The organism is Haloarcula amylolytica, assembly GCF_049705545.1.
Taxonomy (GTDB): Archaea; Halobacteriota; Halobacteria; order Halobacteriales; family Haloarculaceae; genus Haloarcula; species Haloarcula amylolytica_B.
Window position 1 is genome coordinate 1,757,259 of record NZ_JBNAMU010000001.1, and the last position, 12,842, is coordinate 1,770,100.

A 12,842-nucleotide genomic window follows, 5' to 3' on the forward strand; every position below is an offset into this window, starting at 1 on the left:
AAAGCGGTCCCGCGGTCGGGTCGTCTCGCATGCCATATCCGTACATCTATACTGTGGCCGACAGAAGGCGACAGCATGAGCGACCAGGATATCACAGTTGGCGTTCTCAGCCTCCACTCCAGCAAGGAGTCGAAGGCCATCCTGAACGCAGTCGACGAGATGGGCTACGACACGGAGTGGCTCCGCAACGAAAACACCGCGATCAGCGTTGCTGACGGCGAGATGACACTCGAACCCAGTGTCGACGTGGTCGCGAACCGCCTGCTGCTCTCCAGCAACGAGCACCCCGCGGAAGGGATCGGGCTCGGGATGACTATCAGCCGGCTCGCACCGACGTTGAACGAACCGATGGCGGCGACGACGGCCTTGCACAAGTTCGCCAGCGCTGCCGCACTGGCCGACGCCGGCGTCCCGGTCCCGGACGCGCTGCTCGCGCTGTCGAGCGACCTGCTGAACGAGGAACGGGATCGCTTCGGTGACCGCGCGGTGTACAAGACGGCTATCGGGACCCACGGCGGCGGGACGTGGATGGTCGATCTGGAAAACCAGGTCAACGCCCAGGTCGGCGGCCGCTACGCGTTCTTACAGGAGTACATGGAACACGACGAGCAGCGCCATCACGACCTCCGCGTCTACGTCGTCGGCGACCGGATCGTCGGCGCGATGAACCGCTACGCGCCCGAAGGCGAGTGGCGGACGAACGTTGCACTGGGCGGTGATGTCGAGGATATGACGGGCGAACTCCCCGAGCGGGTCAGGGAAATCGCGCTCGATTCGGTCGACGCTATCGGCCTGGACTACGCCGGCGTCGATATCGTCCAGAGCGACGACGGCTACTACGTGCTCGAAGTGAACCCCACCGCCGGGTTCCGCGGACTGTTCAAGGCCAGCGGCGTCAGCCCCGCCCCCTACATCGCCAAACTCGCCATCGAGCGGGCCGGCGGGAGCGTCGACGAGGAAACCGTCGAGCGGCTCTCCGACCGACTCGACGATTCCAAGCCCGCGTGTACGCCGAAAAAGCCACAGCCGAAAGCACAGGAGAACGTCGTCGTCGGCTACATCGAGGAGGTCGTGGTCACCGGAACACAGGGGACCAAGTCCGTCCTCGCGAAGTCAGACACCGGCGCGACCCGGACCAGCATCGACGCCAAACTCGCCGCGGAAATCGGGACGGGACCGATTCTCGACATCGTGAAGATCAAGTCCGGGAGCCTCAAGTCCGGCCGCTCGCGTCCGGTCGTCGACCTCGTCGTCGGCGTCGGCGGGACCCAGCATACTGTCACCGCCAGCGTCGAAGACCGCGGGCACATGGACTACCCGCTCCTGCTGGGACGGGATATCCTCAAGCACTACCAGGTCGACGTGAACCGCCGCGCGGACGACGAGTCAGAAGTGGACACCGAGGAAGAGGAACAGAGCGAGGAGTAGCGACGCTCCAGTGCCGGCTTCCGAGCCGGCTCAGTCTTCGTTCACTTCCGCGACGCTCTCAGCGATATCTTCGCTGGCCCGCCACAGATACAGGCTCGCGTAACTACGATACGGCGACCAGCGCTCGGCGTACTCCCGCATCTCCGCGCGGCTGTACCCGCCGCCGACGACGGCCTCGAATCCCTTGCGGATACCGAGGTCGCCGACCGGGAACACGTCTTCGCGGCCGAAGGCGAACAGGAGTTGCATGTTCGCGGTCCAGTCGCCGACACCGGTGATAGCGGTCAGTTCCTCGTGGATCTCCTCGTCGGCGGCGTCCTCGAACGATTCGATGGAGTACCCATGCTCCAGAAACGCGTCGGCGACCTCGTTGACGTAGCGGGCCTTCTGCCGCGAGAGGCCGGCGTCCCGGAGGAGATCGTTGTCAGCATCGCTTATTCCAGCCGGCGTCACGGTGACGGCGTCGAACAGCCGCTCCCGTGTCGCGGCAGCCGAGGCCATCGACACCTGCTGGCGGAGAATCGAGATTACGAGCCGCTCGAAGAGGTCCGACGCCGGGTCGAGCGTGAGTTCGCCGTGCGTCTCGACCAGCGGCCCGATGTCGGGGTCTGCGCGCAACGCCTCGTGTGGCGAGTTACTCATCGCTCTGTGGTAACGCCTCGACCGAAAAGAACGTGTCTGTCGCCGTCAGCCGTCGGTGGTGGCAGGATCGGGGCTGAGCGAAGCGACACCAGCAGTGCCGACGGGCTCCGCCGGATTGCCGACCACCGCCGTCTCCGGGGCCGCGTCGTCAACGACGACAGCGTAGCGCCGACGAAGGCGTTCTCCCCGACGGTGATCGGCCCCATTATCGAGGCGTCAGCGCCGATGGTCGCACCGTCCTCGACTGTCGGGTGGCGCTTCTCCCGACGCATGGACGTGCCGCCCAGCGTCACGCCGTGGTACAGGAGCATATCGTCGCCGATCTCGGCCGTCTCGCCGATGACGATGCTCATCCCGTGGTCGATGAACACGTGCTCGCCGATCTCCGCCGCGGGGTGTATCTCGACGCCGGTCAGGAACCGAGTGATGTGCGAGACGACTCTGGCGAGCAGTTGCCGGTCGTGGCCCCAGAGCCAGTGGGCGACGCGATAGGCCACAACTACGACGCTCGATAGCTTAAAAAGCAGTGGTTCGACCAGCAATTAAAGAAAGCAGCGGGAGGTCCACAGGCCACTAAGCGGTGACCGAGGCGAAAATCATGCAGTTTCGAGGCGGAGCCTCCGGCCTCAAGGAGTGAGCGAAGCGAACGAGTAGGCCGGAGAGGAAGCCGACAACCCGGACACAGACCACGGACTGTTGCCGTCTGTTCTCCCCAACGCTGATAAAACACCGAGCACACGTCTGAGCTATGGAAGTGCGGCGCACTGTTTCAGTCAAACTCGACGTGGACAGCAACGACGCCGCACTTCTCCGCGAAACCGTCGATGAATTTCTGTGGGCCGCCAACTACGTCGTAGACCACGCATGGCAGGGCGAATACAAAACGACGAGCAAGGCCCAGTTGCAGGCAGAAACCTACGACGACGTGCGTGAGCAAACACGATTGCACGCGAATCTCGTCCAGAACGCTCGCAACAAGGCCGCCGACGCCGTACAGAGCGCCGTCGCCCGCTGGAAGCAGGGCGAGTACGCGGGAAAACCGCACTTCACGAGTCCGACCGTGGTGTACGACAAACGGTGCGCGACATTCCACGACGAGTACGTGTCGCTGGCGACCGTTGAGGGCCGTATCGAAGTCGAGTACCTCCTTCCCGCCGCCGACCGCGACACACCACACAGTCGGTATCTCGACAGCGACGACTACCAAGTGACGGGCGCAGAACTGCACCACAGAGACGGCCAGTGGTTCCTTCATCTCCGTACAAAGGCGGAGGTGGAGTCTGACACGCCGAAACAGGCGACGACCGGGCACAGGACAGTCCTCGGCGTTGACCTCGGCGTGAACCAACTCGCTGTTACTTCGACAGGGACGTTCTGGAGCGGCCACGAGTTCGACCACTGGAGGCGCGAGTACGAGGAGCGGCGTGGCTCGCTCCAGCAGTGTGGCACGCGGGCCGCTCACGAGAATATCCAGTCGGTCGGAGGGAAGGAAACGGGCCGGTTCAAACTGATGCTCCACCGGATTGCCAACGGTATCATCGAAGAAGCCGCCGAGAACGGGTGTACGATCATCGCCTTCGAGGAGTTGAGCGGCATCCGTGACCGACTCCCCGAAGCGTCGTGGGGCCACAAGTGGGCGTTCGAGCGGTTGTACGAGTACGTCAAATACAAATCCGAGTTGCACGGCATTGATGTGGCAGTGGTAGACCCGGAAAACACGTCACGTCGTTGCTCACACTGCGGGTTCACCCACCCGGACAACCGCGACAGCGAGGCGTTCGTGTGCCTGAAATGCGGCTACGAGAACCACGCCGACTACAATGCGGCAAAAAACATCGGTTTGCGGTATCTCCGTCGTAACCAAACTGGGGACGGTGGAGGCGCACCCGTAGGCGTGCGCTTGAATCGCGGGACGTTGAACGCGAACGGAGAGTATGAGACTCCTGCCGGAGATTCCGGCCAGAGCGGGAGTCCACGCGAAAGCCCCACCCTCAACGAAGCGAGGTCGTCAGACCGAGCGAAGTAGGGTGGGGTAGTTTACGTCATGCCCTTCCCGAGCAGTTCCCGGGCGATGATATTCTTCTGAATTTCGGTCGTCCCCTCGTAGATCTGGGTGATCTTGGCATCGCGGTAGAACCGCTCGACGTCGAAGTCGTTGACGTAGCCGGCGCCGCCGTGAATCTGAACGGCCTCGTCGGCTGTCTCGACGGCGACGCGGGAGGCCTTTTCCTTGGCCATCGAGGCCAGTTGGGTGAGCTGGTCTTCGGAATTGTCCACGCTCCAGGCCGATTTGTACGTGAGCTGGCGCGCCGCCTCGATCTCGGTGAACATCTCGGCGAGCTTGTGCTGGATGGCCTGGAACTCCGAGATGGACTGGCCGAACTGCTCCCGGTCCTGGGCGTACGCCAGGGCGCGCTCGGCGGCCCCGCGGGCGATGCCGACACCCTGGGCGGCCACGCCGGTCCGCGTTTCGTCGAAGAATTGCATGATCTGGAGGAAGCCGGCTCCGCGCGTACCGATGAGGTTCTCCTCGGGGACGCGCACGTCGTCGAGGATGAGCTCCGCCGTGTCCGACGCGCGGATGCCGAGCTTCCCGGTAATCTTCTCGGCCTCGAACCCGTCACGATCGGATTCGACGAGAATCTGGGAGAAGCCGTTGTACCGCCCCTCCGCATCGGGATCGGTCTCACAGAGCACGACGAAGTAGTCGCCGACCGACCCGTTGGTAATCCACATCTTGTTGCCGTTGATGACCCACTCATCGCCCTCCTTTCGCGCCTGTGTCGACACCGACGACACGTCCGAGCCGGTGTCGGGTTCGGAGATGGCCGTGCCCATGATGGCGTCCCCAGTCGCCACGGGCTCCAGGTACTCCTCCTTCTGGGCCTCGGACCCGAACCCGATGATAGCGTCGGCACCGAACGCGGCCGACTGGATGCTCAGGCCGATACCGGGGTCGGCCGCGAACAGTTCCTCGGCGATGATGGCGTTCGTCAGCGTGTCGTAGCCCGCCCCGCCGTACTCAAGTGGAATGTTCGCACCTGTCAGCCCCATCTCCGCGGCCTTCTCGACGATTTCACGGGGGAACTTCTCTTCCGTGTCGTACTCGGTCGCGACCGGCTTGATTTCGTTCTCGGCGAACCGAGCGATCTCGTCCTGTATCTGTCGCTGCTCGTCCGTCAGTCCGAAGTCCATGTGTGGTGTGTTGACGTGGAATGCATTAATGGTTCGTAATCCGAAATAAACTGAAGAGTGGTTTGCTTTCGAGAGAAACGTTGAAGCGTCGGCCGGCAGTGGAACGATATGTCATGGATTTCGAGGATATTGACACTATCGCCGTGCTCGGTGCCGGGAATATGGGCCATGGAATCACCGAAGTGGCCGCGCTCGCAGGCTACGACGTGCGAATGCGGGATATCAAAGACGAGTTCGTCCAGGACGGCTACGACAACATCGAGTGGTCGCTGAACAAGCTGGCCGAGAAAGACCAGCTCAGCCAGGACGAGGCCGACGCGGCGCTGGACCGCGTGACGCCGCTGGTCGATGTCGAAGAAGCCGTCAGCGACGTCGACGTGGTCATCGAGGCCGTTCCGGAGAAGATGGAGATCAAGAAGGACGTGTACACGGAAGTCGAAGAGTACGCGCCCGAGGACGCCATCTTCGCCACGAACACGTCCAGCCTCTCGATCACGGAACTGTCGGAAGTCACCGAACGGCCCGAGCAGTTCTGCGGGATGCACTTCTTCAATCCGCCGGTCCGGATGCAGTTGGTCGAGGTCATCTCCGGGGCCCACTCCAGCGACGAAACGCTGGAAGCCATCGAGGCCCTCGCCGAGGACTTCGGCAAGACGCCGGTCCGCGTCCGCAAGGACTCGCCGGGGTTCATCGTCAACCGCATCCTCGTCCCGCTGATGAACGAGGCCGCCTGGCTCGTCCACACCGACGAGGCGACCGTCGCCGAGGTCGACTCCACGACGAAGTTCGACATGGGCCTGCCGATGGGGTCGTTCGAACTCTCCGATCAGGTCGGCAACGATGTGGGCCTCCACGTGCTTGAGTACATGCACGAAGTGCTGGGCGAGCCCTACGCCCCGTGTCCGCTGCTCGAAGAGAAGGTCGAAAACGAGGAACTCGGGAAGAAGACCGGCAAAGGGTTCTACGACTACGAGAACGGTGGTGTCGATATCCCGACCGATGCCGGCCGCGAGGACATCGAGCACCGACTCGTCGCCGTGATGGCCAACGAGGTCGGGAAGCTCGTCGAGAACGACGTGGCTCCCGTTGCGGACATCGACCAGGCCGTGAAGCTCGGCGGCGGCTTCCCGGATGGCCCCGCGAAGATGGCCGACAAGACCGGGCTGGAGACGCTCGTCGAGACGCTTGAGGAAACCCACGAGGAGACCGGGGCGGAGCGATACGCTGTCTCCGACGGTCTCCGAGAGGCCGCTGAGGCGGGCGGTTTCTACGGCGACGAGGACGAGGGTGCCGCGGAGTTCGACAACGTCACCGTCGAGTACCCCGGCGACATGGTCGGCCACATCGAACTCGACCGCCCCCACCGGATAAACACTGTCAGCCCCGAGTTGATGGACGACCTCGCCGACGCCGTCGACCTGCTCGAAGACGACGACGAGGTGCGCGCCATTCTGCTGACCGGGGCCGGCGACAAGGCCTTCTCGGCCGGGGCTGACGTGCAATCGATGGCCTCCAACGCGACGCCGCTGTCCGCTATCGATCTCTCCCGCAAGGGCCAGGAGACGTTCGGAAAGCTCGAGGAATGCTCGATGCCGGTCGTCGCCGGCATCGACGGCTACGCGCTGGGCGGCGGGATGGAACTGGCGACCTGTGCCGACCTTCGCGTGGCCTCGGAGCGCTCTGAGCTGGGCCAGCCCGAACACAACCTCGGCCTCCTTCCGGGCTGGGGCGGCACGCAGCGCCTTGCCCGCATCGTCGGCGAGGGCCGGGCCAAGGAGATCATCTTCACTGCCGAGCGCTACGACGCCGCGGAACTGGCCGAGTACGGCTTCATCAACGAGGTCGTCGACAACGACTCGCTCCACGAGCGGGCGCTCGAACTGGCTAAAGACATGGCTGCTGGCCCGCCGGTCGCCCAGAAGCTGACCAAGCGCGCAATGCTCGCCGGCCGCGACGACATCGATGCCGGCCTCGAAGTCGAAGCGCAGGCCTTCGGCCACCTCATCGGGACCGACGACGTGATGGAGGGCATCAACGCGTTCATGGGCGACGGGGAGCCGAACTTCGAAGGGAAGTGAGGCGACCGTCGTCAGAGCGAAGCTCTGACGGAAGTGAGCCGGACTTCGAAGGAAAGTAAGCGGGCAGAACGCCACCGACCCTCACCGCTCCGACTACTCTACCTGCTGGCCGGTCGCTCCGCCGCCGACTTCGGTTTCGTCGAGTCGAATGATGTCGTCGGACTGGGCCATGCCGGTCGTCATCAGCAGGCGGATGGCCGCCCGTACACTGAGATCGGATTCGTAGGTCTGGCTCTCGGGAACCATCACGAGCATTCCCTGCGTGGGGTTGGGACTCCCGGGGATGAACACGCTCGACGCGCGCTCGCCGGCCGCCTCGGAGATATCTGCCGGACTCGTTCCCGTTTTGAGGCCCAACTGGTAGACGCCTTCGCGGGGGTACTCCACGTACACGACGGACTCGAAGTCCGACTGCCGGTTGACCACGGAGCTGGTCATTTGCCGAATGCTTCCGTAAATTGTCCGGACGACGGGCACGAACGTGACCAGCTGTCCCGTCTTCCCGAAGAGGTGCTGGCCGACGCTCCGCTGGGCGAGATATCCGAGAACCGTAATGAGCGCGAAGAGAATCGAGAGCGTCAGCAATTGGGCGAGCAGGACGTTGTTCGCCGTCAGCGTCGCCAGCCGCGTCCCGCGGATGAGCGGGTCGAGAAAGCCACCGATCCAGCTCAGGAGGATGCGGACGATGGCGATAGTCACCACGAGCGGGCCGACGAGAACGAGCCCGGCCAGGAAGTTGCTCTTGATGAACGAGTTGACAGACATATCCACAGCCCGGCCGTGAGGGGAGTAAAGTGTGCTGGCTCCTGTCAGGGAGGCTGAACCACTCTGTGAGTGGTACGCATCCACAGGTAGCGTCTATTTCGATGGGATTAAATTGGAGCACCCGAAACGCCAGAGTACGCTCGGTTGGTGTAGTCCGGCCAATCATCTTGGCCTTTCGAGCCGAGGACCAGGGTTCAAATCCCTGACCGAGCACATTGCTGTCGCGAACGAATCCGTGAGCGACTGCTGCGTTGTCATAGCATCCTAACGAGGCAACAGCGGTAGGTATTTTTCCGGGCCGGGCGACGGGCCGACCATGCAAGCAGTCGTACTCGCGGCGGGGCAGGGGACGCGCATGCGACCGCTGACAGACCACACGCCGAAGCCGATGCTCCCGGTCGCGGACCGACCGTTAGTGGCACACACCGCCGACACCGCCATCGAGGCGGGGGCCGACGAACTCATCTTCGTCGTCGGCTACGAGGCCGAGGCGGTCCGGTCGTACTTCGGCGAGGAGTACGGCGGCGTCCCGGTCAGCTTCGCCGTTCAGGAGGAGCAACTGGGGACCGCCGACGCCGTCGCCGCCGCGAGGGAGCACCTCGACGGTCCCTTCGCGGTGCTCAACGGCGACAACCTCTACGACGCCGAGAGTCTCGGCGGCCTCTTCGACGCCGCGCCGTCGGTCGCCGCCTACCGCGTCGACGACCCGACGAGCTACGGCGTGCTGTCGACCGAGGGCGACACCATCACCGGCATCGTCGAGAAGCCGGCCGACCCGCCGACGGACCTGGCCAACGCCGGGGCGTACGTCCTCCCGGCGGAAGCGCGGGACTGGCTCGATGTACCGATGAGCGACCGCGGCGAGCGGGAAATCACGGATGTACTCGCCAAGGTCATCGAGGAGTCGACGGTCACCGCCGTCGAGGTGGACCGCTGGCTGGACGTGGGCCGGCCCTGGGAACTACTGGAAGCTAACGAGTGGAAACTGGGCCAACTGGACCGCCGACTCGACGGCGAGGTGCGGGGCGACGCCGACTTGCGCGGCGAAGTCGTCGTCGAGGAAGGAGCGGTCGTCGAACCCGGCGTCGTCATCGAGGGACCGGCGCTGGTCCGCTCGGGCGCACACGTCGGCCCAAACGCCTACGTCCGCGGGGCGACCCTTCTGGGCGAGGATACCCACGTCGGCCACGGGGTCGAACTCAAGAACACGGTTCTGATGGCGGGATCGAACGTGCCCCACGTGTCCTACGTGGGTGACAGCGTCATCGGGCGCGAGGTCAACTTCGGCGCGGGAACACAGGTGGCGAACCTCCGCCACGACGGCGATCCGGTCCGGATGACGGTGAAAGGCGACCGCGTCTCGACGGGGCGGCGGAAGTTCGGCGTCGTCGCGGGCGACGGCGCGAAGACGGCGATCAACACGAGCCTGAACGCTGGCGTCGTCCTTTCTTCCGGGGCAACGACAACCCCTGGCGAGGCCGTCACGCGGGACCGATAGCGGGGACATTCCCGCGTCTATCGGTCTACTTTCTGTTCGGCTTCCGTACAGATAGCTCCCATTCTGTTACCGATTCGACATTCGTGTAGGATCGTGACGTACGCTGCAAGTATGTGGGATTAAGTGGCGTGAAAGCCACTCTCAACTAAGATGGTCGACCCGACATCAGATCACCACGAAGATATCGACGAGGACGAGGCACCGGAGTGTGCTACCTGCGGTGACGCTATCGCTAACGAAGTGACACACCGTGTCATCACATGGATAGAGGACGGCAGCGTCGAAACAGCCCACTTTTGCAATGAAGACTGCCGGATAGAGTGGCAGTAACGCGCCTGCTCTGACTGTCTCTTGGATGTCGACCGCTCGCCGATTGCTTCGCTCGCGCCGTAGGCCCTTGGCCCGACCGCTTCGCCAACGAAGCCACACCGAATCTTTCCTAGCCGGTCTGCGTATCGATGTGATGGACCGCGTCCGGTGAGAGGAGTCGCCCTGTCGGGAGTTCGACCCAGCCGTTTGCGAGCACGCGAACCGCCCCCTCGTGCAGGACTGTCTCCTGGTCGATATCGGCGTACACGATGGCGTGGTCGTACTCTTGCACGAACTGGTCGACGGCGTCACCCCAGACAGGTTCCGACGAGATGACCATAGTCCAACTTCGCGGTCGCATTGATAAAATGCTGGTGTGACACTTTCACAGTCCCGCCGTCGTCGTAGCTCCCGAAACCCTTGTAGGAATCAACTCTGACAAACGCAGTGAGTGTTAACATCCTACACATATTTGGGACGGCCTACTGAACACTGCGGTATGACATGACCACGGGCAACCACGCTGACTGGCGTGTGGCCGAGGAAGAGTACACTGATGCGGCCATCGGCGACGACACGCTGGGCGAGATGTTCGCCGCGAGCGCGGTGCGAAACGCCGACACGACTGCTCAACTGTACAAGGGCGGTGTTTACGACCGGTCACTGACAGACGACGTGATTCCGCCGGCTCCCGACGGCGACTACGCCGAACTCAGCTACGAGCGGATGCATCATCTGGTCAAATATCTGGCCGCAGGGTTTCGCGACCTGGGTGTCGGTTCGGACACCCGCGTCGGTATCCTGGCCGATACGCGGATGGAGTGGGCGCTGAGTGACTTCGCCCTCCTCTCTGCAGGTGGGGTGGTGACGACCGTGTACACGGACTCCTCGCCAAAGCAGGTCCAGTATCTGCTTTCGGACCCAGAGGCGAGCGCCGTCGTCGTGGAGAACGCTGAGATGCTGGACCGCGTCCTGACCGTCGAGGACGATCTGTCGCTGTCGTTCATCGTCGTCATGGACGACACTGACGTGGACCGCGAGGACGTCTACACGCTCAAAACGGTGTACAGGCGCGGTGAGGAGACCTTTACCGAGACGGCGTACCAGTCCTGGCTGGACGAACGCGACCCCGACGACCTCGCGAGCCTCATCTACACCTCCGGAACGACGGGCCAGCCGAAAGGGGTCCGGCTCACCCACCGCAATTTCCGGGCGAACGTCAATCAGACGCGCAAGCGGATGGGGCCACGGCCCGACAAGCACCCCGACCTGCCGACGATTTCTGTGGACACGCGCTCGATAGCCTTTCTCCCGCTGGCCCACGTGTTCGAGCGCCTCGCGGGCCATTTCCTGATGTACGCCTCCGGCGCGGCTGTGAGCTACGCCGAAAGCCCGGACACGCTGGCCGAGGACCTGCGGACGGTCGAACCAACCACCGGCGCGAGCGTCCCCCGGGTGTACGAACGCATCTTCGACACCATGCGAACGCAGGCCAGCGAATCCCCGATCAAAAAACGGATCTTCGACTGGTCGCTGGACGTGGCCCGCGACTACGCCCGGACCGACGACCCGGGGCCGATACTCAGCGCCAAACGCTCGCTCGCGGATCGCCTCGTCTTCAGCACCGTCAAAGAGCGGCTCGGCGGGAACATCGAGTTCATGGTCAGCGGCGGCGGCAGCCTCTCGAAAACGCTCTGTGAGACGTTCCTCGGGATGGGGCTGCCGATACTCGAAGGGTACGGCCTCACGGAGACCTCGCCGGTCCTGACTGTGAACCCACCGGAAGACATCCGGCCCGGAACGCTCGGACCGCCGGTCCCGGACGTCGATATTCACCTCGATACCGCCGTCGTTGACGCCAGCGAACTCGATGACGTGAGCGGCGAGGTCGGCGAACTGCTCGTCGCCGGCCCGAACGTCACCGGGGGCTACTGGAACGCGCCCGATGCGACGACGCGGGCCTTCACCGAAATCGACGGCTCCCAGTGGTTCCGCACCGGCGACATCGTCGAGCGGACCGACGACGACTTCCTTATCTACCACGACCGCCTCAAGGAACTGCTCGTCCTCTCGACGGGGAAAAACGTCGCGCCCCAGCCAATCGAAGACCAGTTCGCGACGAGCGACCGGGTCGACCAGGTCATGGTCGTCGGCGACGACCAGAAGTTCATCGGCGCGATAATCGTCCCGAACTTCGAGGAACTCCGTCGGTGGGCCGACAGCGAGGGCGTCGACCTCCCCGACGACCCGGAAAAGCTGATTGACGATGAACGCGTCCACGCGTGGGTCCAGACCGCCGTCGACGCGGTCAACGAGGACCTCGAGCGCGTCGAGCGGATCAAATCGTTCGCCCTCGTTCCCCGGGAGTGGACCGCCGAGAACGACTTGCTCACCCCGTCGATGAAAAAGAAGCGCCGCAACATCCGCAGCGCGTACCGCGAAAAGCTCGCCGAGATATACGGCGAGCAGCACGTCGGGGCCGCCTGACTGGCAGTCGCCGGTGATGTCCCCGCCGCCTCAGTCGGTGACGACCACGTCGACGGCTCGCTCGCGCGGCCCGTCGCAGTCGACGAGCAGCACGGACTGCCACGTTCCCATATCGAGGCCCCCGTCGCGGACGGGAATCGTCTCGCTCGGTCCGACGAGCATCGCCCGGACGTGCGAGTCCGCGTTGCCGTCCAGTTCGTCGTGATCCCACCCGCTGTCCGGGACGAGATCACCGAGTGCGTCGCCGAGGTCGCCGAGCAATCGCGGCTCGGCCTCGTTGACCGTGATGCCCGCGGTCGTGTGACGGACGAACACTGTACAGGTCCCCTCGGCGTCTTCGGGAATCACGTCCCGGACCCGCTCGGTGATGTCGACTACCGAGAGCTGGTCGTCAGTCGCGACAGTGAACCGATTCGTTGGCATATCTGCGCCCACGAGCG

11 protein-coding genes, 1 tRNA gene and 1 pseudogene are annotated in these 12,842 nt (G+C 63.9%); 7 read left to right on the forward strand and 6 right to left on the reverse strand.

What is annotated here, in order from left to right; translation table 11 throughout:
- Positions 1 to 75: 75 nt before the first annotated feature.
- The gene (locus ACOZ4H_RS09355; RefSeq protein ID WP_424329018.1) at positions 76 to 1,428 is read left to right on the forward strand and encodes a RimK family alpha-L-glutamate ligase; all 1,353 of its coding nucleotides are present in this window, start codon (positions 76 to 78) and stop codon (positions 1,426 to 1,428) included.
- Positions 1,429 to 1,458: 30 nt separating this feature from the next.
- On the opposite strand, the gene ACOZ4H_RS09360 is transcribed toward ACOZ4H_RS09355, so the two are convergent.
- Both ACOZ4H_RS09360 and epsC read right to left on the reverse strand, forming a co-directional pair.
- Entirely contained in the window at positions 1,459 to 2,070 is a 612-nt protein-coding gene (locus ACOZ4H_RS09360; protein WP_424329019.1) for a DNA-3-methyladenine glycosylase family protein, read from the reverse strand.
- A gap of 45 nt (positions 2,071 to 2,115) precedes the next feature.
- Positions 2,116 to 2,564: pseudogene (gene epsC / locus ACOZ4H_RS09365) on the reverse strand (serine O-acetyltransferase EpsC); the annotation flags it as partial.
- 254 nt (positions 2,565 to 2,818) lie between these two features.
- On the opposite strand from epsC, the gene ACOZ4H_RS09370 reads away from it, so the two are divergent.
- Positions 2,819 to 4,096 (forward strand): RNA-guided endonuclease InsQ/TnpB family protein, encoded by a 1,278-nt coding sequence (locus ACOZ4H_RS09370; protein ID WP_127013100.1) that lies wholly within the window; start codon positions 2,819 to 2,821, stop codon positions 4,094 to 4,096.
- 11 nt (positions 4,097 to 4,107) lie between these two features.
- Here the strand turns inward: ACOZ4H_RS09370 and ACOZ4H_RS09375 are convergent, their stop codons facing one another.
- Positions 4,108 to 5,265, reverse strand: a complete 1,158-nt coding sequence (locus tag ACOZ4H_RS09375; protein WP_424329020.1) for an acyl-CoA dehydrogenase family protein — start codon at positions 5,263 to 5,265, stop codon at positions 4,108 to 4,110.
- Between the two features lie 113 nt (positions 5,266 to 5,378).
- Here ACOZ4H_RS09375 and ACOZ4H_RS09380 point away from each other — a divergent pair, with 113 nt between their 5' ends.
- Entirely contained in the window at positions 5,379 to 7,343 is a 1,965-nt protein-coding gene (locus ACOZ4H_RS09380) for a 3-hydroxyacyl-CoA dehydrogenase NAD-binding domain-containing protein (protein ID WP_424329021.1), read from the forward strand.
- A gap of 93 nt (positions 7,344 to 7,436) precedes the next feature.
- Here the strand turns inward: ACOZ4H_RS09380 and ACOZ4H_RS09385 are convergent, their stop codons facing one another.
- Positions 7,437 to 8,108 (reverse strand): DUF502 domain-containing protein, encoded by a 672-nt coding sequence (locus ACOZ4H_RS09385; protein WP_424329022.1) that lies wholly within the window; start codon positions 8,106 to 8,108, stop codon positions 7,437 to 7,439.
- Positions 8,109 to 8,246: 138 nt separating this feature from the next.
- On the opposite strand from ACOZ4H_RS09385, the gene ACOZ4H_RS09390 reads away from it, so the two are divergent.
- The 3 genes from ACOZ4H_RS09390 (at position 8,247) to ACOZ4H_RS09400 (ending at position 9,936) form a co-directional block, all read left to right on the forward strand.
- Positions 8,247 to 8,321 (forward strand) — tRNA-Glu (locus tag ACOZ4H_RS09390).
- Positions 8,322 to 8,424: 103 nt separating this feature from the next.
- On the forward strand, positions 8,425 to 9,606 hold the full coding sequence (gene glmU / locus ACOZ4H_RS09395) for a bifunctional sugar-1-phosphate nucleotidylyltransferase/acetyltransferase (RefSeq protein WP_424329023.1): 1,182 nt from the start codon (positions 8,425 to 8,427) through the stop codon (positions 9,604 to 9,606).
- Between the two features lie 150 nt (positions 9,607 to 9,756).
- Positions 9,757 to 9,936, forward strand: a complete 180-nt coding sequence (locus ACOZ4H_RS09400; protein ID WP_424329024.1) for a DUF7576 family protein — start codon at positions 9,757 to 9,759, stop codon at positions 9,934 to 9,936.
- A gap of 109 nt (positions 9,937 to 10,045) precedes the next feature.
- On the opposite strand, the gene ACOZ4H_RS09405 is transcribed toward ACOZ4H_RS09400, so the two are convergent.
- Complete coding sequence (locus ACOZ4H_RS09405) at positions 10,046 to 10,255, reverse strand: hypothetical protein (protein WP_424329025.1); 210 nt, start codon at positions 10,253 to 10,255, stop codon at positions 10,046 to 10,048.
- Positions 10,256 to 10,419: 164 nt separating this feature from the next.
- On the opposite strand from ACOZ4H_RS09405, the gene ACOZ4H_RS09410 reads away from it, so the two are divergent.
- Positions 10,420 to 12,402, forward strand: a complete 1,983-nt coding sequence (locus ACOZ4H_RS09410) for an AMP-dependent synthetase/ligase (protein ID WP_424329026.1) — start codon at positions 10,420 to 10,422, stop codon at positions 12,400 to 12,402.
- Between the two features lie 30 nt (positions 12,403 to 12,432).
- Here ACOZ4H_RS09410 and ACOZ4H_RS09415 read toward each other — a convergent pair whose 3' ends face one another.
- Positions 12,433 to 12,825, reverse strand: coding sequence for a secondary thiamine-phosphate synthase enzyme YjbQ (locus ACOZ4H_RS09415; protein ID WP_424329027.1), 393 nt, complete (start codon positions 12,823 to 12,825; stop codon positions 12,433 to 12,435).
- Positions 12,826 to 12,842 lie beyond the last annotated feature (17 nt).